Below are 24683 nucleotides of genomic sequence, written 5' to 3'. Positions count from 1 at the left end.
CATGAGTCACACCGTCATGCAGATCCTCCTCGCTGCGATCGTCGTCGTCCCCCTCGTCGGAGCCGTCGCCGCCCTGCTCCCGGCCCCGCCCGGCCTCAAGGGCAGCAGCCCCGACCAGGCCGTGCTCCGCCACGGCGTCACCGTCACGGGCGCCGTGCTCGCGCTGTCCGTCGCCCTCGCCGCCGGCTTCGACCACGACCGCCCGGCGCACATGCAGGCGACCACCGACATCAGCTGGATCCCGGCCCTCGGCATCCGGATCCACCTCGGCGTGGACGGCGTCTCGCTTCCCCTCCTCGTCCTGACGGCGCTGCTGACCTTCCTCTGCGCGCTGTACAGCTACTTCAAGATGCCCACGGGCCCGTCCCCCAGGGCATTCGTCGCGCTGCTCCTCGTCCTCGAGGCCGGCACCCTCGCGACCTTCGCCGTCCTCGACCTGATGCTGTTCTTCCTCGCGTTCGAGATGGTGCTCATCCCGATGTACTTCCTCATCGCCCGCTGGGGCGGCGAGGGCCGGGAACGCGCCGCGTGGCGGTTCATCCTCTACACCCTGCTCGGCTCCGTCGTGATGCTGCTCGGCCTCCTCCTCATCGGCATCAAGGGCGGCACCTTCGACATGGTGGCACTCGCCACTGACAACGGGTCCGGGCTCAGCCACACCACGCAGGTCATCGCCGTTCTGGCCATCGGCATCGGCCTCGCCGTAAAGGCCCCGATGTGGCCCCTGCACAGCTGGCTGCCCGACGCCCACACCGCCGCCCCCACGGTCGGCTCGGTGCTCCTGGCGGGCGTGCTGCTGAAGATGGGCACGTACGGCTTCGTCCGCATCGTCCTGCCCATCACCCCCGAAGGCGCCCACACCTTCGCGCCCTACCTCGCCGCCTTCGCGGTCGTCGGCATCGTCTACGGCTCCCTGGTCTGCCTCGCCCTGGCCCGCTCCGGCGCCAAGGGCGACCTCAAGCGGCTCATCGCCTACTCCTCCGTCGGCCACATGGGCTTCGTGCTGCTCGGCATCGCGACCCTGACCCCCACCGGCGTGAACGGCGCGCTGTTCGCCAACATCGCCCACGGCCTGATCACCGGCCTCCTCTTCTTCCTCGTCGGCGCCATCAAGGACCGCTACGGCACCAGCGACCTCGACCGCCTCTCCGGCGCCACGGGTGCGGCGCTCTACGGCCGGGCCCCGCGCCTGGGCGGCCTCCTGGCCTTCGGCGCCGTCGCCTCGCTCGGACTGCCCGGGCTCGCCGGATTCTGGGGCGAGATGCTCGCGATGTTCGCGTCGTTCCGCCCCGCCGAGGGGCTCAGCCGCCCCGCCTTCCTCACCTTCATGGCCCTGGCCGGCCTCGGGACGCTGCTGACGGCGGCCTACATGCTGGTCGTGGTCCGCCGGGTGTGCATGGGCGGCGACGGGGACGCCGGCGGCGTCACGCTCGCCAACGCCCCCGGCCCGGCCGGTCCGCTCGCCGACGTCCGTCCGTACGAGCTGGCCGCCTGGACCCCGCTCGTCGTCCTCACCGTTCTCGCCGGACTCTGGCCCGCGGCCCTCCTCGGCCTCAGCGACCCGGCCGTTCAGCAGCTCCTCGCAGGAGGCAACTGATGGGCTCCCTGGTCCAGTCCGTCGACTGGCTCGCCATCGCCCCGCCCACCGTCACGGCCGTCGTGGCCCTGGCGATCCTGGTGGCCGACCTCTTCCTCCCCGAGGGCCGCAAGCCCCTGCTCGGGTGGATCGCCATGGCCGGCCTCGTCCTGGCGGGCCTGAGCCTCCTGCCGCTGCTGGACGGCGACCGCTCGACCTTCTGCCTGACCGGCACGGACGCCGGGAACGCCTGCAGCTACACGGCGGACCACTTCACGCTCGTCATCCAGCTCCTGGTCCTCGGCGGCGCCCTGCTGACGGCGCTTCTGTCCGTCAGTGCGATCGCCGACTTCAAACTTCCCGCGGGCGAATTCTGGTTCCTGCTGCTGTCCTCCGCGGCCGGCGCCGCCCTGCTGCCCGCCTCCCGCGACCTCGCCACGCTCGTCGTGGCCCTCGAAGTGGCCTCGCTGCCCGCCTTCGCCCTCGTCGGGCTCCGGCGCGGCGACAGCCGCTCCTCCGAGGCGGCGCTGAAGTTCTTCCTCTCCTCGGTCACCGCGACCGCCGTCACGCTGCTGGGCGTCAGCTTCGTCTACGCGGCCACCGGCACCCTGCACCTCACCCAGGTCGCCGACGGCCTCACCCACGTCGACCCGCGCCTGGCCGTCCTCGCCAAGGCCGGCGTCGCCCTGACGCTGGTCGGCTTCGCCTTCAAGACCGCGGCCGCCCCCTTCCACTTCTGGGTGCCCGACACCTATGTGGGCGCCCCCCTGCCGATCGCCGCCTACCTGTCGGTCATCGGCAAGGCCGTCGGCTTCACCGGCCTCATCCTGGTGACCGTCGTCGCCTTCCCCTCGTACTCCGCGGTGTGGGCCCCCGCCCTCGCCGTCCTCGCCGCGCTCACCATGACCGCCGGCAACGTCGCCGCCCTCCGCCAGCGCCCGGACCGCCGCCACAGCGCCGTCCGCCTGCTGGCCTGGTCCTCCGTCGGCCAGGCGGGCTACCTGCTCGTCCCCATCGCCGCCGCCGGCTACGCCGACGACCCCTCCCGCGCCATCGGCTCCACCGTCGCGTACGCCCTGATGTACGCCGCCGTGAACCTCGGCGCCTTCGCCGTCGCCGCCCTGGTCGCCCGTACGAGCCCGGCCCACCGCATCGCCGACTACCGCGGCCTGTACGCCCGTCACCCGCTCGCCGCCCTCGCCCTCGGCTTCTTCCTGCTCTGCCTCGCGGGCCTGCCGCCGGGCGTCATCGGGCTCTTCGCCAAGGTCACCGTCTTCTCGGTGGCGGTCGACGCCGGGCTGGGCTGGCTGGCGGTGGTCATGGCCCTCAACGTCGTGATCGCCCTGTACTACTACCTCCAGTGGACGGCCGTCCTCTTCCGCCCCGAGGAGCCCACAGCAGAGGCCGCCGAGGAGCTCGCCGAGAAGGCCGCCGCCCCCGCGCCGCGGCCGCGCGTCCCCGCCCCGCTCACCGCGGCCATCACCCTGGCGGCCGCCTTGGGCGTGGCCCTCTCCGGTGCCCCGCAGACGGTCCTGCGCTTCGCCTCGCAGGCGCTGCTCTAAGCGGCGTCACCCGTATGGCGCGGCCCCCGGCGGCGTGCACAAGGGAACTAGCGGCCCTCGTCTGGCGTTGACCTGTTCGAAAGGTTCCACTGGTTCAAGGGTTCCCCTGCCGCACCATTTGGAGGGCGTACCGTGCACCGCCGGCACAACGGGCTCAGGACAGCGATGCTCCTCGGGGGCCTGTCCGCGCTCATCATCGTCATCGGCAGCATGTTCGGTCGTACGGGCCTGATCGTCGCGGTCCTGGTGGCGCTCGGCACCAATGCCTACGCCTACTGGAACAGCGACAAGCTCGCCCTGCGGGCGATGCGGGCCCGGCCGGTCAGCGAGTTCGAGGCCCCCCAGCTCTACCGCATGGTCCGCGAGCTCTCCACGGCCGCCCGCCAGCCGATGCCGCGCCTGTACATCTCCCCGACAGAGGCCCCCAACGCCTTCGCCACCGGCCGCAACCCGCGCAACGCCGCCGTCTGCTGCACCGACGGCATCCTGCGCCTCCTCGACGAGCGCGAACTGCGCGGCGTCATCGGCCATGAGCTCAGCCACGTCTACAACCGCGACATCCTCATCTCCTCGGTGGCCGGCGCGCTCGCGTCGGTGGTGTTGTTCCTGGTCAACTTCGCCTGGCTGATCCCCATCGGCCGCTCCGACGACGAGGAGGGCCCCGGCCTCCTCGGCATGATCATGCTGATGATCCTCGGCCCCGTCGCCGCGTCCCTCATCCAGCTCGCCGTCAGCCGCTCCCGCGAATACGAGGCCGACGCCTCCGGCGCCCGGCTCACCGGCGACCCCCTCGCCCTCGCCTCCGCGCTGCGCAAGCTCGAGACCGGTACGCAGCGACTGCCGCTGCCGCCCGAGCCACGGCTGGAGACGGCGAGCCACATGATGATCGCGAACCCGTTCCGCGCGGGGGAGGGCATGTCGAAGCTCTTCTCCACCCACCCGCCGATGCGCGAGCGCATCAGCCGCCTGGAGCAGATGGCCGGCCACCGCAACCCCTGAGCCGACCGCACCGCCGGACGGGGCTAGGTGAGGGGCTGACCGTCGTACTTGCCGCCTTCGCAGACCTTCTTGATCGTCGGCGACAGGACACCGCCGCCGGGGTCGAGCGTGAAGGTGGGCACGCCGCCACCGTCGATGCACGTCCGCACGTCGGTGTCCTTCGGGGCGGCCGCGGCATGGGCGGCGCCGGGCACGAGCGCCAGCACCGCGGCGATGGCCGGCACACCGCCGGCCGTTCGATGTACACGCATGGGAGCTCCTCTTCGTCGTCCCGTGGGAAGGCTCGGCCCACCTTGACCACACGGGGCGGCACACCGCGCGTCGTGCTGCTCCGTACGGGGAAACGGAGCGTGCCGCTCAGCCCTCGCCGCGGATCGCCTGGACGCAGCGCGCCAGCAGGGCGCGCAGGCTCTCCCGCTCCTCCGGGGTGAACTCCTCGGCGAGGCGCCGCTCGATGCGCACGGCCTGCCGGTCGGCGAGCTCGACGGCCCGCCTGCCGGCGTCGGTCAGCCGGGTCTCCAGCATCTTCTGGTGCCACGGATGCGCCGACCGCTCGATGAGACCGCGCCCTTCGAGGTTCTTGAGCACGGCCGTCATGGCCTGCGGGGTGACGAGACAGGCACGGGCCAGGGCGGCCGCGGACATGCCCGGGTTCTGCGACAGGGCCAGCAGAGCCGCGTACTGGGCGACTGTCAGGTCGGCTGCCTTCACCGCGCCGCTCTTGGCGGACATCAGAGCGTGCTCGGCGCGCTTGATGTCCAGGCCGAGCCGGCTGTCAGGGGCCATGTCCATGGGGAGGACCCTACAGTCCGAACACACGTCGACCCGGGCTGCGGGAGCGGGCGAACCCCCAGCCGTCCCCTAGGTAGTTCCTCAGGGTCTGTCACCTGCGAAAACCTGCAACCCGGCGGAGACGTACGCGCGTCTCAGTAGCCGGAGAATCAGTCACGTGGGAGGCTATAAATCATGAGGTTCATCCTGAATATCATCTGGCTGGTCCTCTGCGGACTCTGGATGGCCCTCGGCTACGTCGTCGCGGGCGTCATCTGTTGCGTGTTGATCATCACGATCCCCTTCGGCATCGCGAGCTTCCGCATCGCCTCCTACGCCCTGTGGCCCTTCGGCCGGACCACCGTCGAGCGCCGCGACGCCGGCGCGGGCTCCCTCATCGGCAACGTCATCTGGTTCGTCTTCGCGGGCTGGTGGCTGGCGCTCGGCCACATCGTCACCGGCATCGCGCTCTGTGTGACCATCATCGGAATCCCGCTCGGCATCGCGAACTTCAAGCTGATCCCGGTCTCGCTGATGCCGCTCGGCCGTGAAATCGTCCCGACGGACCGGCCGTTCGCCACCCGCTGAACGAACGGGCGGGCCGAAAGCGGCGAAGGGCGCGCCGGGAGCGGTGGTGAAAACCGCTCCCGGCGCGCCCTTTTGGCGTGCCGCGCGTGCCGCCTGCCCGTCGACTAGCGGTAGTTGACGAACTGCAGCGCGAAGTCCAGGTCCTTGCCCTTGAGGAGGGCCTGGACGGCCTGGAGGTCGTCGCGACTCTTGGAGGACACGCGGAGCTCGTCACCCTGGACCTGGGCCTTGACGCCCTTGGGGCCCTCGTCGCGGATGATCTTGGCGACCTTCTTCGCGTTCTCCTGGGAGATGCCCTCCTCGATCGTGGCGAAGAGCTTGTACTCCTTGCCGGAGGGCTGCGGCTCGCCGGCGTCCAGGGACTTCAGGGAGATGCCGCGCTTGATCAGCTTGGACTGGAAGATGTCGAGAACCGCCTTGACCCGCTCCTCGGAGTTGGCGCGCATCTCGATCTTCTCGCCCGACCACTCGATCGAGGCGCCGACGCCCTTGAAGTCGTAGCGCTGCGAGATCTCCTTGGCGGCCTGGTTGAGGGCGTTGTCGACCTCCTGCCGCTCGACCTTCGAGACGATGTCGAAACTGGAGTCGGCCATATTGAGTTGGCTCCTCGTACGTAGATCCATCAGGGGGCGCGGCCGGTGGCCGCGCAGCAAGCCTAGTCACCCGGGGCGGGATCGAGGGGCTGTGAACCGAGTGGCGGACCACCCCAGGTCATCGGGTATGGTTTACGTCGTTGCCCCGGAGCGCTCGAAAGAGCGACCGAGACGACAACCCATGGCGGTGTGCCCGAGTGGCCAATGGGAGCGGACTGTAAATCCGTCGGCTTAGCCTACCCAGGTTCGAATCCTGGCGCCGCCACGGAATGAGGCCCCTGACCTGCAAAGGTCAGGGGCTTCTTTCGTTGTCCGGGGCGTTCCGGGGTGTTCCGGAGGCCGTGGCCCGCGCTAGCCCGCCACGGCCCTGACGGCCTCCGCTACCGGCGTCCCGCCGCCGATCAGCTCCAGCGTCAGGCCCGCCGTCCCCGGCTCGTCCAGCAGGGCTGCCAGCGCCGCCGCCACGTCGTCCCGGGACACCTCGCCGCGGCCCGTGGTGCCCGCCGACAGCTCCACCAGGCCCGTACCGGGATCGTCCGTCAGCCGGCCCGGGCGCAGAACGGTCCAGTCGAGGCCCGCCCGGGCGCGTACGTCCTCGTCCGCAGCGGCCTTGGCGCGCAGGTAGGCGGCGAAGACCGGGTCCGTGCCGGGCGGGGGCTCACGGTCGGCGCCCATCGACGAGACGATCACGAAGCGCCGTACCCCGGCGGCCTCCGCCGCGTCGGCGAAGAGGCCGGCCGCCGCCCGGTCGACGGTGTCCTTGCGCTCGATGCCGCTGCCCGGGCCCGCGCCGGCCGCGAAGACGGCGGCGTCGGCCCCCTCCAGGTGCCGGGAGACGTCCCCGACGGATGCCGACTCCAGGTCCGCCACCACGGGTTCGGCGCCCGCCGCCAGCAGGTCTCCCGCCTGTTCCGGGCGGCGGACGATGCCCGCCACCTCGTCACCGCGCCCGGCGAGCAGCCGCTCCAGCCGCAGCGCGATCCGACCATGTCCTCCAGCGATGACAATGCGCATGATCCGACCGTACGCCGCACGTCACCGCTCGGGATCCCCGCCGCGCGGCGACTGCCGGGGCAGGTCCAGCGCCACCGCGGCCCGGTCGTCGGCCTGGACGTCGCCGTACTCCCGCACCGCGCTCGTACGGGCCACCACCCGGCCCCGGTGGACCACGAGCCGGCTGTAGCCGAGCGAGAGGACCCCCGCGATCCCGCCGCCCCGCACGGCCAGCAGCTCCGCCGGGAAGCCCGCCTCCACCCGCACCTCCGGGAGGCCCATCGCGGCCCTGGCGCGCCCGCTGACGGCCTCGTAGGCCTGCTCCGGGGCGAGCTCGCCGTGCGAGGCCAGCAGGAACGCGGCCTCCAGCGGGTCGCCGCGCCCCACGGGGTTGGCGGCGTCGCGCAGGGCGCCGCTGCCCGCGGCCACCCGTACGCCCGCCGCCCGCAGCAGCCGTACGGGCGCGCACCAGGCGCCGTGGCCGCCGCCCATGACGCCGCAGTCGCCCTGCGGCAGGCAGATCACCGTCACCCCGGCCGCCGCGAGCTGCTGGCCCGCCCGTACGGCCTGGTCGTGCGGCAGGCGCGCCAGGCCCCCGCAGGGGCCGACGGAGACCCTGGGGCGCAGCCCGCCGGCCATGGCGGCGAGCCGGGCCAGGCGCGGGGGGTCGGCGCCGTCCGTGTGGAGGTCGACGGCGCAGCCGTGCTCGGCGGCGATCGCCAGCACGGTCTCGGCGTAGCCGGTCGGGTCGGGGTCGAGGTCGGGGCAGCCGCCGACCACCGTGGCGCCCATCTCGACCGCGTCCCGCAGCATCGCCACGCCGTCGGCGCCGGCCACCCCGGTCAGCAGCCGGGGGACGGCCACCACGCTCAGCTCGGTGAGCCCGGCCAGCGCCTGCCCGGCCCGCAGCACGGCCTCCAGCGAGCGCAGCCCCTGGACGTCGCCGACGCGGACGTGGGAGCGCACCGCGGTGGCGCCGTGGCCCAGCTGCAGCAGGGCGGCCTCGGTCGTGCGGCGCTGGACGTCCTCGGCGCCGAACGCGAGGGGGCCGGAGCCGGCCGTGAGCGCGGTGTCGCAGTGGGCGTGGGGCTCGGCGGGGGCGGGGAGCAGGACGTAGCCGGAGAGGTCGACACGCGGGCCGGGAGCGAGGCTGCCGGCCGTGCCGACGGCCTCCACGCGCCCGCCGCTGAGGCGCACGTCCACCACGCGGCCGTCCGCGAGCCGGGCGCCGCACAGCACCAGGACGCCGTCTCCGGGCGTGGTGGCGGCGTCGCCGTCGGGGCTTCTCGCGGGCTGCGGCTGACTGTCGGGCATCGCGATCCTCCGGGTGGCCGGGGCGGGCATGATCACGCAGCGCTCCCGAGCGTAGGCCGCGTACGAGGCCGGTCAGAGCAGGCGCCGAATAGTCGTACTGGTGTGGCTCTCGTGACCGATGGGGGAGGGCGGGCCGACGGGCCGGAAAGACGATCTCCGGCGGGCCCCGCTCCCGCCTCCGGTTCGACCCCTCGCGGGGGCGTCCCGATACGGATTTCACCTTCGGCGGCAGACCGTGTAATGTCTTCCTCGCTCGCCCCAATAGCTCAGTCGGCAGAGCGTCTCCATGGTAAGGAGAAGGTCAACGGTTCGATTCCGTTTTGGGGCTCTGGTGTGTGAGGTTTCCTCGCCTTCGGGCGGGGAAACTCTCCCTCATCAAAGCGGTGTAGCTCAGTCGGTAGAGCAAGCGGCTCATAATCGCTGTGTCACCGGTTCAAGTCCGGTCACCGCTACACACAGTAGCCGATTGTGGGGTCGGTCCTCCGATCGGCTACTCTTTTATGCGTTCATCCGTCCATTCCGTCAAGGAGCACTCACGTGGCTGCCACCGACGTCCGCCCGAAGATCACGCTGGCCTGCGTGGAGTGCAAGGAGCGGAACTACATCACCAAGAAGAACCGGCGCAACGACCCGGACCGTCTTGAGATGAAGAAGCACTGCCCTCGCTGCAAGTCCCACACGGCTCACCGCGAGACCCGCTAAACGCGAACGTTCATGAGGCCGTCCCCAACTTCTGGGGGCGGCCTCATGGCGTATGTACCCACGGAATCCCAGTCCAGGAGGTGCCGAGCCCATGGCGCTCGACCAGTCCTTCGTCGGACGGACCTATCCGGCCACCGATCCCTATGAGGTCGGCCGGGAGAAGATCCGCGAATTCGCCGAGGCCATCGGCGACGCCAATTCGGCGTACACCGACCCCGAGGCCGCAAGGGCGCTCGGGCACCCGGATGTGATCGCTCCGCCGACTTTTGTGTTCGCGATCACTTTCCGGGCCGCCGGGGTGGTCCTCAGGGACCCCCAGCTGGGCCTCGACTACGACCGTGTGGTGCACGGCGAGCAGAAGTTCGCCTACACCCGCCCGGTCGGCGCCGGCGACCGGCTGACGGTCACCTCCACGATCGAGTCGATCAAGTCCCTGGCCGGCAACGACGTGCTGATGGTCCGCGGCGAGGTGCACGACGCGAACGAGGAGCACGTGGTGACCGTCCACACGAAGCTGGTGGCGCGCGCCGCCGAGGAGGCGTGATGGCCGCCACGATGTCGTACGACGCGGTAGAGGTCGGCACCGAGCTGCCCGCCCAGTCCTTCCCTGTGACCCGTGACACCCTCGTCCGCTACGCGGGTGCCTCCGGCGACTTCAACCCGATCCACTGGAACGAGAAGTTCGCCAAGGAGGTCGGACTGCCGGACGTCATCGCGCACGGCATGTTCACCATGGCCGAGGCGATCCGCGTCGTGACCGACTGGGTCGGCGACCCGGCCGCCGTCATCGACTACGGGACGAAGTTCACCAAGCCCGTGGTCGTACCGAACGACGACAAGGGCGCGACCGTCGAGGTCAGCGCCAAGGTCGCGGCCAAGCTCGACGACGAGGCCCGTACGGTCCGCGTGGACCTGGTGGCCATGAGCGACGGCCAGAAGGTGCTGGGCATGGCCCGCGCCGTGGTCAAGCTCGCCTGATCAGCAGGCACGAGTAAGGGGCGCCCGCATTTGCGGGCGCCCCTTACTCATTGACTCGTTAGTGAGTGGCCACTAACTTGCTCTCCATGCCCAGGATGACCGCCGAAGAGCGCCGCGAGAGTGTCATCCGCGCCGCGATGTCCGAGTTCGCGCGCGGGGGCTACCACGGCACCTCCACCGAGGCGATCGCCCGCCGGGTCGGGGTCTCCCAGCCGTACCTCTTCCGGCTCTTCCCCGGCAAGCAGGCGATCTTCCTGGCCGCGGCCAACCGCTGCCTGGAGGAGACCCGGCTGCTCTTCGAGGAGGCGCGCAAGGACGCCGCGTCGCCCGAAGAGGCCCACCGCCTGATGGCGGAGGCCTATCTGGTGGACACCGATCCCGAGCAGCTGCTGTTCCAGATGCAGATCTACGTGGCGGTGGCCTCCGCCGAGGCCGCGGGCGACCACGAGTTCGGCCGCACCATCAGGGAGAGCTGGCTGGAGTTCTGGGACTCCGTCCACCTCTCGCTCGGGGCGGACCAGAAGCAGACCACCGAGTTCTGGGCCTACGGGATGCTCATCAACACCCTGCTGTCCCTGGGCTTCCCGGCCGATCACCGTGTCTGGGCCGGCTTCCACCTGGCCAAGCCCCACTAGGCGGGAGCAGGGGAGGGGGCGGCCTCCGCACGCCCACAGGAGTTAGTAATCAATAACTAATCACAGGGGGAAATCCAGTGCAGGACCAGCACCCACCCACCTCCCGCACGGGCGCCATCTGGGCCCTGATCATCACCAGCGTCGCCGGCTTCATGGCGGCCCTGGACAACCTCGTCGTCACCACGGCGCTGCCCTCCCTCCGCAAGGACCTCGGGGGAGGGCTGGAAGAGCTCGAGTGGACGGTGAACGCCTACACCCTCACCTTCGCGGTCCTGCTGATGCTCGGCGCGGCGCTGGGTGACCGCTTCGGCCGCCGCAGGCTCTTCCTCACCGGCCTTGCGATATTCACCGCCGCATCCGCAGCAGCGGCGGCGGCCCCCGGCATCGACAGCCTCATCGCCGCCCGCGCCGTCCAGGGCGCCGGGGCAGCGATCATGATGCCGCTGACCCTCACCCTCCTCACGGCCGCCGTCCCCGCCGCACGGCGCGGCATGGCGTACGGCGTCTGGGGCGCGGTCAACGGCCTCGCCGTCGCCTGCGGCCCCCTCGTCGGCGGCGGCCTCACCGAGCACGTCTCCTGGCACTGGATCTTCTGGCTGAACGTTCCGCTCGGCCTGGTCCTCCTGCCGCTCGCCCGCTTCCGCCTGAACGAGTCGTACGCCCCCGGCGCCCGCCTCGACGTCCCCGGCACGCTCCTCGTCAGCGGCGGCCTCTTCGGCATCGTCTACGCCCTGGTCAAGACCCCCTCGGACGGCTGGACCAGCACCCCGGTGGTCGTCAGCTTCCTGGCCGGAGCCGCGCTCCTGGGCGGGTTCGTCCACCACGGCTTCCACAACAAGGCCCCCATGCTCCCCATGCGCCTCTTCGGCAACCGTGCCTTCAGCGCGATCAACGCGGCGAGCCTCCTGATGTTCCTGGGCATGTTCGGGTCGATCTTCCTGCTCAGCCAGTTCCTCCAGAACGTGAGCGGCTACTCGCCCACGGAGGCGGGCCTGCGCATGCTGCCCTGGACGGGCATGCCGATGATCGTCGCGCCGCTCGCCGGCTACCTCTCCGACCGCATCGGCGGCCGCCCCGTGGTCACCGCCGGACTGGCCCTCCAGGCCCTGGGCCTGGCCCTCTTCGCCGTGGTGATCGAGGCCGACGTCTCCTACGCGGCCCAGCTCCCCGCACTGATCGTCAGCGGCGTCGGCATGGCCCTGTACTTCGCGCCCGCCGCGAACCTGGTGATGTCCAGCGTCCGCCCCGCCGAACAGGGCATCGCCTCCGGCGCCAACAACGCCCTGCGCGAAGTGGGCGGCGCCCTGGGCGTGGCCGTCATGGCCTCCGTCTTCTCGGCGCAGGGCGGCTACGAGTCCGCCGCGACCTTTCTGGACGGCATACGCCCGGCCCTGTGGACGGGGGCGGCGGCAGTGGCCCTAGCGGCAGCCCTGCTCCCCACCAGGAGGAAGCAACCGCAACAGGAAGAACCGGCCCGCACCCCGGCCAGGGTCTGAGGAACGGACGGGAGGGCGCCGGCGGCGGAGGGGGTCGTTCCGGAATGCTGCCGGATATTTGTGGGCGGCGTGCGGGGTTCCCGTGCGGGAGACGGCTCCCCGCCCGTAAATATCCGATTCCGGAATGACCCCCGGAGCCGCCGGCGCCCGGCACCACGACGGCCCGGACCGCCACCACGACCGACGTCCCGCCCACGCCCCCGTACCCTGGTGCCCGTGCAGGAACGACACGACGCCCCCCTGGCCCCCCTGACCACCTTCCGCCTCGGCGGCCCGGCGACCCGCCTCATCACGGCCGTCACCGACGCCGAGGTGATCGACGCGGTCCGCGAGGCCGACGAGACCGGCACCCCGCTGCTGATCATCGGCGGCGGCAGCAACCTCGTCATCTCCGACAAGGGCTTCGAGGGCACCGCCCTGCGCATCGCCACCACCGGCTTCGCCCTCGACGGCACCCGCCTGGAGCTCGCCGCCGGCGAGAACTGGTCCGACGCCGTGGCCCGCACCGTCGCGGCCGGCCTGGCCGGCATCGAGTGCATGGCCGGCATCCCCGGCTCCGCCGGCGCGACGCCCATCCAGAACGTCGGCGCGTACGGCCAGGAAGTGGCCTCCACGATCACCGAGGTGGTCGCGTACGACCGCCGCACCGGCGACACGGTGACGATCCCCAACGCGGAGTGCGCGTTCTCCTACCGCCACAGCCGCTTCAAGGAGGACCCCACCCGCTACGTCGTCCTGCGCGTCCGCTTCGAGCTGGAGGACGCCGGAGGCCTCTCCGCGCCCCTGAAGTACCCCGAGACCGCCCGCGCCCTCGGCGTCGAGGCCGGCGACCGCGTCCCGGCCGCCGTCGCCCGGGAGACGGTGCTCAGGCTGCGGGCCGGCAAGGGCATGGTCCTCGACGCGGAGGACCACGACACGTGGTCCGCGGGTTCGTTCTTCACCAACCCGATCCTCACCGCCGCCGAGCACGCCGCGTTCCTGGACCGCGTGGCCGAGCGGCTCGGCCCGGACGTCGCACCGCCGGCGTTCCCGGCGGGCGACGGGATGATCAAGACCTCGGCGGCGTGGCTGATCGACCGGGCCGGCTTCACGAAGGGGTACGGGGCCGGGAGAGCACGGATCTCCACGAAGCACACGCTGGCGCTGACGAACCGGGGTGAGGCCACCACGGAAGATCTCCTGGCCCTGGCCCGTGAGGTCCGGGACGGGGTCCACGAGGCCTTCGGGGTCACCCTCGTGAACGAACCGGTGACCGTGGGCGTCAGCCTGTAGCCCGGTTGCTGCCGGCGTCGGGCTGCGGGTGGGTTGTGCCCACCCGTTCCGCCCCAGCGGAACGACCGCCCACAACCCATCGGTCGATGCCCGCCAGCAACCGGTCCCGTACGTCCGTCGGCGCAGCCGACGCCCGTACCGACTGCCGCGCCAGCTCCGCCAGCTCCTCGTCCGTGAAGGCGTGGTGCTCGCGGGCCAGCTCGTACTGGGCCGCCAGGCGGGAGCCGAAGAGCAGGGGGTCGTCCGCGCCCAGCGCTATCGGCACGCCGGCGTCCCACAGGGTCCGCAGCGGCACGTCGCCCGGCTTCTCGTAGACGCCCAGGGCGACGTTCGAGGAGGGGCAGACCTCGCACGTGACGCCGCGGGCGGCGAGCTTCGCCAGCAGGCGCGGGTCCTCGGCCGCGCGCACCCCGTGGCCGACGCGGGCCGCGTAGAGGTCGTCCAGGCAGTCCCGGACGCTGCCGGGGCCCGAGAGCTCACCGCCGTGCGGCGCGGCCAGCAGACCGCCCTCCCGGGCGATCTCGAAGGCGCGGTCGAAGTCGCGGGCGAGCCCGCGCCGCTCGTCGTTGGAGAGGCCGAAGCCGACGACGCCCCGGTCGGCATACCGGACGGCGAGGCGCGCGAGCGTACGCGCGTCCAGGGGGTGCTTCATGCGGTTGGCGGCGACGAGCACCCGTATCCCCAGCCCGGTCTCCTTCGACGCGTCCTCCACCGCGTCGAGGATGATCTCCAGCGCCGGGATCAGCCCGCCCAGGCGGGGCGCGTACGAGGTGGGGTCGACCTGGATCTCCAGCCATCCGGAGCCGTCCCGGACGTCCTCCTCCGCGGCCTCCCGCACCAGCCGCCGGATGTCCTCCTCGGACCGCAGGCACGAACGCGCGATGTCGTAGAGCCGCTGGAAGCGGAACCAGCCCCGCTCGTCCGTCGCCCGGAGCTGTGGCGGCTCCCCGCCGCTCAGCGCCTCGGGCAGGTGCACGCCGTACTTGTCGGCGAGCTCCAGCAGGGTCGAGGGGCGCATGGACCCGGTGAAGTGCAGGTGCAGATGGGCCTTCGGCAGCAGTCGGACGTCGCGAACACTCTCCATCCTGGGATCTTGCCGTACGGACCGGACATCCGGAAGGGGCTTTCCCTGAACGGGCGCCGTACCGAAAACCAATGCGGGCCCCGGCGCGTCGCCGGGGCCCGCATCACACGGACAGTGGTGCCGCTCGCGTCAGTCGCGGGCCTCCGCCAGCAGCTTCTGCATGCGCGAGACGCCCTCGACGAGGTCCTCGTCGCCCAGTGCGTAGGACAGACGCACGTAGCCCGGGGTGCCGAAGGCCTCGCCGGGGACGACCGCGACCTCGACCTCGTCCAGGATCAGCGCGGCCAGCTCGACGGAGCTCTGCGGGCGCTTGCCGCGGATCTCCTTGCCGAGCAGGCCCTTGACCGACGGGTAGGCGTAGAACGCGCCCTCGGGCTCGGGACAGACGACGCCGTCGATCTCGTTGAGCATCCGGACGATCGTGCGGCGGCGGCGGTCGAAGGCGACCTTCATCTCCTCGACGGCCGTCAGGTCGCCGGAGACGGCGGCCAGCGCCGCGACCTGGGCGACGTTGCTCACGTTGGACGTGGCGTGCGACTGGAGGTTGGTCGCGGCCTTGACGACGTCCTTCGGGCCGATGACCCAGCCCACCCGCCAGCCCGTCATGGCGTAGGTCTTGGCGACGCCGTTGACCACGATGCACTTGTCGCGCAGCTCGGGGACGACCACCGGCAGGGAGGAGAACTCCGCGTCGCCGTAGACGAGGTGCTCGTAGATCTCGTCGGTGAGCACCCACAGGCCGTGCTCGGCGGCCCAGCGGCCGATCTCCTCGACCTGGTCACGGGTGTACACCGCGCCGGTGGGGTTGGACGGCGAGACGAACAGGACCACCTTGGTGCGCTCGGTGCGCGCGGCCTCGAGCTGCTCGACCGAGACCCGGTAGCCGGTGGTCTCGTCGGCGACGACGTCGACCGGGACGCCGCCCGCGAGCCGGATCGACTCGGGGTAGGTGGTCCAGTACGGGGCCGGGACGATGACCTCGTCGCCCGGGTCGAGGATCGCGGCGAATGCCTCGTAGATGGCCTGCTTGCCGCCGTTGGTGACCAGGACCTGGGAGGCGTCGATCTCATAGCCGGAGTCGCGCAGCGTCTTCTCGACGATCGCGGCCTTGAGCTCGGGCAGGCCGCCCGCCTGGGTGTAGCGGTGGTACTTGGGGTTGCGGCAGGCCTCCACCGCGGCCTCGACGATGTAGCCGGGGGTGGGGAAGTCGGGCTCGCCGGCGCCGAAGCCGATGACGGGCTTGCCCGCGGCCTTGAGGGCCTTGGCCTTGGCGTCGACGGCGAGGGTGGCGGACTCGGAGATCGATCCGATTCGCGCCGACACCCGGCGTTCGGTGGGGGACTGGGCGGAAGGAGTCGCAGCGGTCATAAAGGCATCGTCGCAGACCTTCCGGCGGCCGGGCACATTGGTTTCGCACACCGGTCGGGGCACGCTCCACGGCCTCAATGGCGGGGGGATTACCGGCCCTTCCGGGGCCCGTCGCCCACCCCGTTCCGACCGCCCTTCCGGGCGGCTTGGGTGCCCGGTCCGTCCCGGTCCGGGGTGCCTTCGGGGAACGCAAGGTCCACAGCTGTTCGACGACACGCTTCGGACCACGTACACTCAACCGTCGTTGGCCCCTCACCGGCGAATCCGCTCCGTGCGTGCACACCGTGCATCCGGATGGATGCGGTACGTTGGGGGAACCACAAAGGGTCGTAGCTCAATTGGTAGAGCACTGGTCTCCAAAACCAGCGGTTGGGGGTTCAAGTCCCTTCGGCCCTGCTACACGCATCACACTGGGTGCGTGCGTGCGTACGTACTGAAATGCACCGCCGTGCGGCTCAACCGGGCGCGGCACGGCCACGACCCGGATTCAGGTGAGGACGTAGTGACGGAAGCCCTTGGCTCCACCGCGACGCCTGAGAGCGGTCGTCCCGAGGACGAGGTGGCCACGAAGAAGGGCCGCCGTGGTGGAAAGCGCGGGAAGAAGGGCCCCCTGGGTCGCCTCGCGCTCTTTTACCGTCAGGTAGTCGCCGAGCTCCGCAAGGTCGTCTGGCCCACCAAGAGCCAGCTGTCGACGTACACCACTGTGGTGATCGTCTTTGTTGTCATCGTCATTGGTCTGGTGACCGTGATTGACTATGGGTTCGAGCAGGCCGTCAAGTACGTCTTCGGCTGAGCCCGGTCCCGCGCGTAAGGCGGCCTTTCCGGAGAGCCGCCTCTTCGCTCGTTCCACCCCTTGAAGCCAGGAAGAAGCAGCCACGTGTCTGACCCGAACCTGAACGACGCCGCCGAGCCCGTCGCGGCGGCTGAGGCCAACGTTGACGAGGCTGTCTCGGCCGAGGTCGAGGGCGACGACACCGCGCAGGAGATCGTCGAGAACGCCGACGGCGCCGACGAGCTCGACGCCGAAGAGGCCGCCGCGGGCGAGCCGGCCGAGGAGGCCGCGCTGCGCGTCGAGTCCGGCGACGACGTCGAAGCTGCCGAGGCGGCGGAGGCCGAGGAGACCGAGGCCGAGGAAGCCGCCGAAGAGGCCGCTCCGGTCGACCCGGTCGCCGCGCTCCGCGACGAGCTCCGCGGCCTGCCCGGCGAGTGGTACGTCATCCACACCTACGCCGGTTACGAGAACCGCGTGAAGACCAACCTCGAGCAGCGCGCCGTCTCGCTGAACGTCGAGGACTACATCTTCCAGGCCGAGGTGCCGCAGGAAGAGGTCGTCCAGATCAAGAACGGCGACCGCCGCACCGTCCGCCAGAACAAGCTCCCCGGCTACGTGCTGGTGCGCATGGACCTGACGAACGAGTCCTGGGGCGTCGTCCGCAACACCCCGGGCGTCACCGGCTTCGTGGGCAACGCCTACGACCCGTACCCGCTGACCCTGGACGAGATCGTCAAGATGCTCGCCCCCGAGGCCGAGGCGAAGGCCGCCAAGGAGGCCGCCGAGGCCGAGGGCCGTCCGGCCCCCAGCCGCAAGGTCGAGGTCCAGGTGCTGGACTTCGAGGTCGGCGACTCGGTCACCGTCACGGACGGTCCCTTCGCGACGCTGCAGGCCACGATCAACGAGATCAACGCCGACTCGAAGAAGGTCAAGGGCCTCGTCGAGATCTTCGGCCGCGAGACCCCGGTCGAGCTCAGCTTCGACCAGATCCAGAAGAACTAACACTTCTCTGGCAAACGCTTCCGAACAGGTCAGACCGGCGCAGACAGCCGGTCTGACCTCTCGGTTTTTGGCCCGGCCACGTTACCCGTTATCGTGGTGCGGTATGCCTGCGCGCAGTGTGCGTGGGCAAAAAAACTCTCACTAGGACCCGGAGAGAGCAATGCCTCCCAAGAAGAAGAAGGTCACGGGGCTTATCAAGCTCCAGATCAGCGCCGGTGCCGCGAACCCGGCTCCGCCGGTCGGCCCCGCGCTGGGCCAGCACGGCGTCAACATCATGGAGTTCTGCAAGGCCTACAACGCCGCGACCGAGTCGCAGCGTGGCATGGTCGTGCCGGTGGAGATCACGGTCTACGAAGACCGTTCGTTCACCTTCGTCACGAAGACCCCGCCGGCCGCCAAGCTGATCCTCAAGGCCGCGGGCGTGGACAAGGGCTCCGGCGAGCCCCACAAGACCAAGGTCGCCAAGATCACCGAGGCGCAGGTCCGTGAGATCGCCACGGTCAAGATGCCCGACCTGAACGCCAACGACCTGGACGCCGCCGCGAAGATCATCGCCGGCACAGCCCGTTCCATGGGCGTCACGGTCGAGGGCTGACCAGCCCCGTTTGACCACGCGGCGTCAGCCGCATGATCGACACCCCAGTGGCAGGACCGGCGCTGGTCCGGACCACGACTCCACGCTCAACCCTTTCAGGAGCAGAAGTGAAGCGCAGCAAGACTCTCCGCGCTGCGGACGCCAAGGTCGAGAAGGAGCGTCTGTACGCTCCCCTCGAGGCCGTCCGTCTCGCCAAGGACACCTCGTCCGTGAAGTTCGACGCGACCGTCGAGGTTGCCATGCGTCTGGGCGTCGACCCGCGCAAGGCCGACCAGATGGTCCGCGGCACCGTGAACCTTCCGCACGGCACCGGTAAGACCGCCCGGGTCCTGGTCTTCGCGACCGGCGACCGTGCCGAGGCCGCGCGTGCCGCCGGCGCCGACATCGTCGGCTCCGACGAACTGATCGACGAGGTTGCGAAGGGCCGTCTGGACTTCGACGCCGTCGTCGCCACCCCGGACCTCATGGGCAAGGTCGGCCGCCTCGGCCGCGTGCTCGGTCCCCGTGGCCTGATGCCGAACCCGAAGACCGGCACCGTCACCCCGGACGTGGCGAAGGCTGTCACGGACATCAAGGGCGGCAAGATCGAGTTCCGCGTCGACAAGCACTCGAACCTGCACTTCATCATCGGCAAGGTGTCGTTCGATGAGGCCAAGCTGGTCGAGAACTACGCCGCGGCGCTGGAGGAGATCCTCCGTCTGAAGCCGTCCGCCGCGAAGGGCCGCTACGTCAAGAAGGCGACCCTGACCACCACGATGGGCCCCGGCATCGCGCTGGACCCCAACCGCACCCGCAACCTCCTCGTGGAGGACGAGACCGTCTGAGGACCGTCTCGTAGCCGGGGGCACCTCCAGCGGTAGCTGGGGGCGCAACGCACCTCGTGGGCCGGGCCCCGCACCTTTCCGAAGGTGCGGGGCCCGGCTCGATTTGCATCCTTGTGCACGTATCGCGTAATCTCCTTCAGAAGCCAAAGACCGCTGGTCGTTGCTGTACCTCCTCCCGGAGGTGTGGTGGCCGAAGGATCCGCTAGCTGCGGGCGACCTGCGCAGGTGATTGTGGTTGCACTCCCGTCGAGGCGTAAGAAAATTACGTCCGCACGGTCGAGTCACGCCCCGAGCGCCTGCGCCGGGGCGTTTCGTTTTGCCCAGGTCCCTTCTCGCGCCTATGCGGTCCGAATCACCCGGAAGGAGGCCGAGGCTCATGGCGAGGCCCGACAAGGTCGCAGCTGTCGAGGAGATCGCGGACAAGTTCCGTAGCTCCAACGCCGCTGTTGTGACCTCGTACACCGGGCTCACCGTCGCGCAGCTCAAGGAGCTGCGCCGGTCGCTCGGTGACAACGCTCACTACGCCGTGGTGAAGAACACGCTGACCAAGATTGCGGCCAACGAGGCCGGGATCCAGCTGGACGAGCACCTCGTTGGCTCGACCGCTGTTGCCTTCGTGACCGGTGACCCGGTCACGGCGGCGAAGGGTCTCCGTGACTTCGCCAAGGAAAACCCCTCTCTCGTCATCAAGGGCGGTGTCCTTGACGGCAAGGCGCTGTCCGCCGACGAGATCAAGAAGCTTGCGGACCTCGAGTCCCGCGAGGTTCTGCTCGCCAAGCTGGCGGGTGCCATGAAGGGCAAGCAGTCCCAGGCTGCCGCGCTCTTCCAGGCCCTGCCCTCGAAGCTGGTCCGCACCGTGGACGCGCTTCGCGACAAGGTCGAGCAGGGCGGTGCCGGTACGCCGGCTCCCGTCGAGGCCGAGGCTGCCGAGTAATCCAGGCTCACGCCTGAATCACTCGCGCCCGTCACGGTCGCAGCGGGCCCTACGTACGCCCGCCGAAATGTACATCCGGCACCTGCCGAATTAGTGGAAGGACCGCCATCATGGCGAAGCTCACCCAGGACGAGCTGCTCGCGCAGTTCGAGGACATGACCCTCATCGACCTCGCCGCGTTCGTGAAGGCGTTCGAGGAGAAGTTCGACGTCACCGCCGCTGCCCCGGTCGCCGTTGCCGCCGCCGGTGGCGCCGCTGCCGCCGCCGAGGCCGTCGAGGAGCAGGACGAGTTCGACGTCATCCTCACCGGCGCCGGCGACAAGAAGATCCAGGTCATCAAGGTCGTGCGCGAGCTGACCTCCCTGGGTCTGAAGGAGGCCAAGGACCTCGTCGACGGCACCCCGAAGCCGGTCCTCGAGAAGGTCGCCAAGGACGCCGCGGAGAAGGCCGCCGAGGCCCTCAAGGGCGCCGGCGCCTCCGTCGAGGTCAAGTGACCTCACGGAGTCGACTGACTCCTCTGGGACGTGCGTCCTGACGTACGTCGCAAACTCAAGGGCGATCACCCACACGGGTGGTCGCCCTTGGGCGTTCCCGGAACGGATGCGCACACCCGCCCCCGGGGGCGAGTATGGTGATCTTCGTTGCCCCGGGGCGGCCCAGATCTCCGACGAACCCGTCGAAGCCCCCGCTACGGAGGCTGCCGGGGGCCGAGGGGCCTTGACGAACGGCACGCCGCGCGCGATTCTCAGGACGCGTCCCGGACGCGTCGCACTTCGATCCTCAGGCCGAGGCATGGATCGACGGCGGAGAGGGAAGTATCGTCATGCGCTTCCGGCGCATGGCTTGCGTCGGGCGGGCGCCAGGCGATGAGGAACAACAGGATCCCGGAGGGAGAGATTGGTATCGCACCGGTCTCCGGAAATCCGCTCTGGACATCAGTGGGCCAAGTGGCTACACTGACCCTTTGCGCTGCCTGTTAGCTGCTCCCTGCCCGTCACCAGGGGCATGCCCACTCTCGAGCACAGCTGATGGAAACCCCCTGAGCTGGGATTTCTCTCGTACGCGACGAGTGGGACCGGTACGCGCGTAGTGAGTCCGAGCCCTCGGAAGGACCCCCTCTTGGCCGCCTCGCGCAACGCCTCGACCGCCAATACGAACAACGGCGCCAGCACCGCCCCGCTGCGCATCTCTTTTGCGAAGATCAAGGAGCCCCTCGAGGTTCCGAACCTCCTTGCGCTGCAGACCGAGAGCTTCGACTGGCTGCTCGGCAATGCCGCCTGGAAGGCTCGCGTCGAGGCTGCGCTGGAGTCTGGTCAGGACGTCCCCACCAAGTCCGGTCTGGAGGAGATCTTCGAGGAGATCTCCCCGATCGAGGACTTCAGCGGGTCGATGTCGCTGACTTTCCGCGACCACCGTTTCGAGCCCCCGAAGAACTCGATCGACGAGTGCAAGGAGCGCGACTTCACGTACGCGGCTCCGCTCTTCGTCACCGCCGAGTTCACGAACAACGAGACCGGTGAGATCAAGTCCCAGACGGTCTTCATGGGCGACTTCCCGCTCATGACGCCCAAGGGCACCTTCTGCATCAACGGCACCGAGCGTGTCGTCGTCTCGCAGCTGGTCCGTTCCCCCGGTGTCTACTTCGACTCCTCCATCGACAAGACGTCCGACAAGGACATCTTCACGGCCAAGATCATCCCGTCCCGGGGTGCCTGGCTGGAGATGGAGGTCGACAAGCGCGACATGGTCGGTGTCCGCATCGACCGCAAGCGCAAGCAGTCCGTCACCGTCCTCCTGAAGGCTCTCGGCTGGACCACCGAGCAGATCCTCGAGGAGTTCGGCGAGTACGAGTCGATGCGCGCCACCCTGGAGAAGGACCACACCCAGGGCCAGGACGACGCGCTGCTCGACATCTACCGCAAGCTGCGTCCGGGCGAGCCGCCGACCCGTGAGGCCGCGCAGACGCTGCTCGAGAACCTCTACTTCAACCCCAAGCGCTACGACCTCGCCAAGGTCGGCCGCTACAAGGTCAACAAGAAGCTGGGCGCCGACGCCCCGCTCGACGCCGGTGTGCTGACCGTCGACGATGTCATCGCGACGATCAAGTACCTGGTGAAGCTGCACGCCGGCGAGCTCGAGACGCTCGGCGAGAACGGCACCTCGATCGTCGTCGAGACCGACGACATCGACCACTTCGGCAACCGTCGTCTGCGCAACGTCGGCGAGCTCATCCAGAACCAGGTCCGCACGGGTCTGGCTCGTATGGAGCGCGTCGTCCGCGAGCGGATGACCACCCAGGACGTCGAGGCGATCACGCCGCAGACCCTGATCAACATCCGGCCGGTCGTCGCCTCCATCAAGGAGTTCTTCGGCACCAGCCAGCTGTCGCAGTTCATGGACCAGACCAACCCGCTGTCGGGTCTGACCCACAAGCGTCGTCTCTCGGCGCTGGGCCCGGGTGGTCTCTCCCGTGAGCGGGCCGGCTTCGAGGTCCGAGACGTTCACCCGTCGCACTACGGCCGCATGTGCCCGATCGAGACGCCCGAAGGCCCGAACATCGGTCTGATCGGCTCGCTCGCCTCCTACGGCCGCGTCAACGCGTTCGGCTTCGTGGAGACCCCGTACCGCAAGGTCGTCGACGGCGTCGTCACCGACGAGGTCGACTACCTGACGGCCGACGAGGAAGACCGCTTCGTCATCGCCCAGGCGAACGCGCCCCTCACCGAGGACATGCGCTACGCCGAGGCCCGCGTCCTGGTCCGCCGCCGTGGTGGCGAGATCGACTACATCGCCGGCGACGACGTCGACTACATGGACGTCTCCCCGCGCCAGATGGTGTCGGTCGCGACCGCCATGATCCCCTTCCTCGAGCACGACGACGCCAACCGCGCGCTCATGGGATCGAACATGATGCGCCAGGCCGTTCCGCTGATCAAGGCGGAGGCCCCGCTGGTCGGCACCGGCATGGAGTACCGCTGCGCGGTCGACGCCGGCGACGTCATCAAGGCCGAGAAGGACGGTGTCGTCCAGGAGGTCTCCGCCGACTACGTGACGGTGGCCAACGACGACGGCACGTACAACACCTACCGCGTCGCCAAGTTCTCCCGCTCGAACCAGGGCACGTCCTTCAACCAGAAGGTCGTCGTGGACGAGGGCGCCCGCGTGATCACCGGCCAGGTGCTCGCCGACGGTCCGTCCACGGACGAGGGCGAGATGGCGCTCGGCAAGAACCTGCTCGTGGCGTTCATGCCGTGGGAGGGTCACAACTACGAGGACGCGATCATCCTGTCGCAGCGCCTCGTGCAGGACGACGTCCTCTCCTCGATCCACATCGAGGAGCACGAGGTCGACGCCCGTGACACCAAGCTGGGCCCCGAGGAGATCACCCGGGACATCCCGAACGTCTCCGAGGAGGTCCTCGCCGACCTCGACGAGCGCGGCATCATCCGCATCGGTGCCGAGGTCGTCGCCGGCGACATCCTGGTCGGCAAGGTCACGCCCAAGGGTGAGACCGAGCTGACGCCGGAGGAGCGCCTGCTCCGCGCGATCTTCGGTGAGAAGGCCCGTGAGGTCCGTGACACGTCGCTGAAGGTCCCGCACGGTGAGATCGGCAAGGTCATCGGCGTCCGCGTCTTCGACCGCGAAGAGGGCGACGAGCTGCCGCCGGGCGTGAACCAGCTGGTCCGCGTCTACGTCGCGCAGAAGCGCAAGATCACCGACGGTGACAAGCTCGCCGGCCGTCACGGCAACAAGGGTGTCATCTCCAAGATCCTGCCGGTCGAGGACATGCCGTTCCTCGAGGACGGCACCCCGGTCGACATCATCCTCAACCCGCTCGGTGTCCCGTCCCGAATGAACCCGGGACAGGTCCTCGAGATCCACCTCGGCTGGCTCGCCAGCCGCGGCTGGAAGGTCGAGGGCGACGAGGACTGGATGAAGCGCCTGCAGGCGATCGGCGCCGACGACGTCGCCGCCGGCACCAACGTCGCGACCCCGGTCTTCGACGGCGCCCGCGAGGACGAGATCGCCGGTCTCTTCGAGTCCACGATCCCCAACCGCGACGGCGAGCGCCTGGTGCTCCCCTCCGGTAAGGCCCGGATGTTCGACGGCCGCTCCGGCGAGCCGTTCCCGGACCCGATCTCGGTCGGGTACATGTACATCCTCAAGCTGCACCACCTGGTCGACGACAAGCTGCACGCTCGGTCGACCGGTCCGTACTCCATGATCACCCAGCAGCCGCTGGGTGGTAAGGCTCAGTTCGGTGGTCAGCGCTTCGGTGAGATGGAGGTGTGGGCGCTCGAGGCATACGGCGCCGCCTACGCCCTCCAGGAGCTGCTGACCATCAAGTCCGACGACGTCACCGGCCGAGTGAAGGTCTACGAGGCGATCGTCAAGGGCGAGAACATCCCCGAGCCCGGCATCCCCGAGTCCTTCAAGGTGCTCATCAAGGAGATGCAGTCCCTCTGCCTCAACGTGGAGGTGCTGTCCTCGGACGGCATGTCCATCGAGATGCGGGACACCGACGAGGACGTCTTCCGCGCGGCGGAGGAGCTCGGTATCGACCTGTCCCGGCGCGAGCCGAGCAGCGTCGAAGAGGTCTGACGGGTCTGGTCGGGGCCTCGCAC

Annotated in this window: 24 protein-coding genes and 4 tRNA genes; 21 read left to right on the top strand and 7 right to left on the bottom strand. The window is 69.9% G+C overall.

Annotated features, from left to right (window positions below):
• The first annotated feature begins 1 nt into the window (after position 1).
• From ACIGXW_RS27180 to htpX, 3 genes are all read left to right on the top strand, one after another.
• Positions 2-1597, top strand: a complete 1596-nt coding sequence (locus tag ACIGXW_RS27180) for a NuoM family protein (RefSeq protein WP_399575363.1) — start codon at positions 2-4, stop codon at positions 1595-1597.
• A complete protein-coding gene (locus ACIGXW_RS27175; protein ID WP_399575362.1) occupies positions 1597-3138 on the top strand; it encodes an NADH-quinone oxidoreductase subunit N in 1542 nt (513 codons plus the stop codon). The genes ACIGXW_RS27180 and ACIGXW_RS27175 overlap by 1 nt, the downstream gene beginning before the upstream one ends.
• 132 nt (positions 3139-3270) lie before the next feature.
• Entirely contained in the window at positions 3271-4137 is an 867-nt protein-coding gene (htpX, locus tag ACIGXW_RS27170; protein ID WP_399575361.1) for a zinc metalloprotease HtpX, read from the top strand.
• Between the two features lie 23 nt (positions 4138-4160).
• Here the strand turns inward: htpX and ACIGXW_RS27165 are convergent, their stop codons facing one another.
• Entirely contained in the window at positions 4161-4388 is a 228-nt protein-coding gene (locus ACIGXW_RS27165) for a hypothetical protein (RefSeq protein WP_399575360.1), read from the bottom strand.
• Between the two features lie 106 nt (positions 4389-4494).
• A complete protein-coding gene (locus ACIGXW_RS27160) occupies positions 4495-4929 on the bottom strand; it encodes a MarR family winged helix-turn-helix transcriptional regulator (protein ID WP_399575359.1) in 435 nt (144 codons plus the stop codon).
• Between the two features lie 174 nt (positions 4930-5103).
• On the opposite strand from ACIGXW_RS27160, the gene ACIGXW_RS27155 reads away from it, so the two are divergent.
• Positions 5104-5496: a YccF domain-containing protein gene (locus tag ACIGXW_RS27155; RefSeq protein WP_399575358.1), complete on the top strand. Its 393-nt coding sequence runs from the start codon at positions 5104-5106 to the stop codon at positions 5494-5496.
• A gap of 104 nt (positions 5497-5600) precedes the next feature.
• On the opposite strand, the gene ACIGXW_RS27150 is transcribed toward ACIGXW_RS27155, so the two are convergent.
• Positions 5601-6089: a YajQ family cyclic di-GMP-binding protein gene (locus tag ACIGXW_RS27150; protein ID WP_071965857.1), complete on the bottom strand. Its 489-nt coding sequence runs from the start codon at positions 6087-6089 to the stop codon at positions 5601-5603.
• A gap of 183 nt (positions 6090-6272) precedes the next feature.
• Between ACIGXW_RS27150 and ACIGXW_RS27145 the strand changes: the two genes are divergently transcribed.
• Positions 6273-6354 (top strand) — tRNA-Tyr (locus ACIGXW_RS27145).
• Between the two features lie 86 nt (positions 6355-6440).
• Here ACIGXW_RS27145 and ACIGXW_RS27140 read toward each other — a convergent pair.
• Together ACIGXW_RS27140 and ACIGXW_RS27135 are read right to left on the bottom strand one after the other, a co-directional pair.
• Positions 6441-7103, bottom strand: coding sequence for an NAD(P)H-binding protein (locus ACIGXW_RS27140; protein ID WP_399575357.1), 663 nt, complete (start codon positions 7101-7103; stop codon positions 6441-6443).
• Positions 7104-7124: 21 nt separating this feature from the next.
• Positions 7125-8396 (bottom strand): amidohydrolase family protein, encoded by a 1272-nt coding sequence (locus ACIGXW_RS27135; RefSeq protein WP_399575356.1) that lies wholly within the window; start codon positions 8394-8396, stop codon positions 7125-7127.
• Between the two features lie 255 nt (positions 8397-8651).
• Here ACIGXW_RS27135 and ACIGXW_RS27130 point away from each other — a divergent pair.
• From ACIGXW_RS27130 to ACIGXW_RS27095, 8 genes are all read left to right on the top strand, one after another.
• Positions 8652-8724 (top strand) — tRNA-Thr (locus ACIGXW_RS27130).
• Positions 8725-8775: 51 nt separating this feature from the next.
• Positions 8776-8848, top strand: a tRNA-Met gene (locus ACIGXW_RS27125).
• A gap of 85 nt (positions 8849-8933) precedes the next feature.
• Complete coding sequence (gene rpmG / locus ACIGXW_RS27120) at positions 8934-9098, top strand: 50S ribosomal protein L33 (protein WP_030986111.1); 165 nt, start codon at positions 8934-8936, stop codon at positions 9096-9098.
• A 91-nt stretch (positions 9099-9189) separates the two neighbouring features.
• On the top strand, positions 9190-9642 hold the full coding sequence (locus ACIGXW_RS27115; protein WP_071965747.1) for a MaoC family dehydratase N-terminal domain-containing protein: 453 nt from the start codon (positions 9190-9192) through the stop codon (positions 9640-9642).
• A complete protein-coding gene (locus tag ACIGXW_RS27110) occupies positions 9642-10076 on the top strand; it encodes a MaoC family dehydratase (RefSeq protein ID WP_071965748.1) in 435 nt (144 codons plus the stop codon). The genes ACIGXW_RS27115 and ACIGXW_RS27110 overlap by 1 nt, the downstream gene beginning before the upstream one ends.
• A gap of 86 nt (positions 10077-10162) precedes the next feature.
• The gene (locus tag ACIGXW_RS27105) at positions 10163-10711 is read left to right on the top strand and encodes a TetR/AcrR family transcriptional regulator (RefSeq protein ID WP_399575355.1); all 549 of its coding nucleotides are present in this window, start codon (positions 10163-10165) and stop codon (positions 10709-10711) included.
• Positions 10712-10788: 77 nt separating this feature from the next.
• A complete protein-coding gene (locus tag ACIGXW_RS27100) occupies positions 10789-12207 on the top strand; it encodes an MFS transporter (RefSeq protein WP_399575354.1) in 1419 nt (472 codons plus the stop codon).
• A 216-nt stretch (positions 12208-12423) separates the two neighbouring features.
• Entirely contained in the window at positions 12424-13479 is a 1056-nt protein-coding gene (locus ACIGXW_RS27095) for a UDP-N-acetylmuramate dehydrogenase (RefSeq protein WP_399575353.1), read from the top strand.
• Here ACIGXW_RS27095 and ACIGXW_RS27090 read toward each other — a convergent pair.
• Positions 13469-14563 (bottom strand): adenosine deaminase, encoded by a 1095-nt coding sequence (locus ACIGXW_RS27090; RefSeq protein WP_399575352.1) that lies wholly within the window; start codon positions 14561-14563, stop codon positions 13469-13471. The genes ACIGXW_RS27095 and ACIGXW_RS27090 overlap by 11 nt on opposite strands.
• A 129-nt stretch (positions 14564-14692) precedes the next feature.
• Entirely contained in the window at positions 14693-15931 is a 1239-nt protein-coding gene (locus tag ACIGXW_RS27085; RefSeq protein ID WP_399575351.1) for a pyridoxal phosphate-dependent aminotransferase, read from the bottom strand.
• 323 nt (positions 15932-16254) lie between these two features.
• Between ACIGXW_RS27085 and ACIGXW_RS27080 the strand changes: the two genes are divergently transcribed.
• From ACIGXW_RS27080 to rpoB, 8 genes are all read left to right on the top strand, one after another.
• A tRNA-Trp gene (locus tag ACIGXW_RS27080) sits at positions 16255-16327 on the top strand.
• Positions 16328-16433: 106 nt separating this feature from the next.
• Positions 16434-16724: a preprotein translocase subunit SecE gene (gene secE, locus ACIGXW_RS27075; protein WP_071961684.1), complete on the top strand. Its 291-nt coding sequence runs from the start codon at positions 16434-16436 to the stop codon at positions 16722-16724.
• A gap of 84 nt (positions 16725-16808) precedes the next feature.
• Entirely contained in the window at positions 16809-17705 is an 897-nt protein-coding gene (nusG, locus tag ACIGXW_RS27070; protein ID WP_071961685.1) for a transcription termination/antitermination protein NusG, read from the top strand.
• A gap of 160 nt (positions 17706-17865) precedes the next feature.
• Positions 17866-18300 carry a 50S ribosomal protein L11 gene (gene rplK, locus ACIGXW_RS27065; protein ID WP_071961686.1) on the top strand — a complete coding sequence of 145 codons (435 nt, stop codon included), beginning with the start codon at positions 17866-17868 and terminating at the stop codon, positions 18298-18300.
• 107 nt (positions 18301-18407) lie between these two features.
• On the top strand, positions 18408-19124 hold the full coding sequence (gene rplA, locus ACIGXW_RS27060; protein WP_071961687.1) for a 50S ribosomal protein L1: 717 nt from the start codon (positions 18408-18410) through the stop codon (positions 19122-19124).
• Positions 19125-19500: 376 nt separating this feature from the next.
• The gene (rplJ, locus tag ACIGXW_RS27055) at positions 19501-20058 is read left to right on the top strand and encodes a 50S ribosomal protein L10 (protein WP_071961688.1); all 558 of its coding nucleotides are present in this window, start codon (positions 19501-19503) and stop codon (positions 20056-20058) included.
• Positions 20059-20168: 110 nt separating this feature from the next.
• Positions 20169-20552 (top strand): 50S ribosomal protein L7/L12, encoded by a 384-nt coding sequence (rplL, locus tag ACIGXW_RS27050; protein ID WP_071961689.1) that lies wholly within the window; start codon positions 20169-20171, stop codon positions 20550-20552.
• Between the two features lie 625 nt (positions 20553-21177).
• On the top strand, positions 21178-24660 hold the full coding sequence (gene rpoB / locus ACIGXW_RS27045) for a DNA-directed RNA polymerase subunit beta (protein ID WP_399575350.1): 3483 nt from the start codon (positions 21178-21180) through the stop codon (positions 24658-24660).
• Positions 24661-24683: the final 23 nt, after the last annotated feature.

The organism is Streptomyces sp. NPDC053079, assembly GCF_044546695.1.
Lineage (GTDB): Bacteria > Actinomycetota > Actinomycetes > Streptomycetales > Streptomycetaceae > Streptomyces.
The sequence above is the reverse complement of the archived record's forward strand: the minus strand, read 5'-3'. Positions and strand labels throughout refer to the sequence as shown.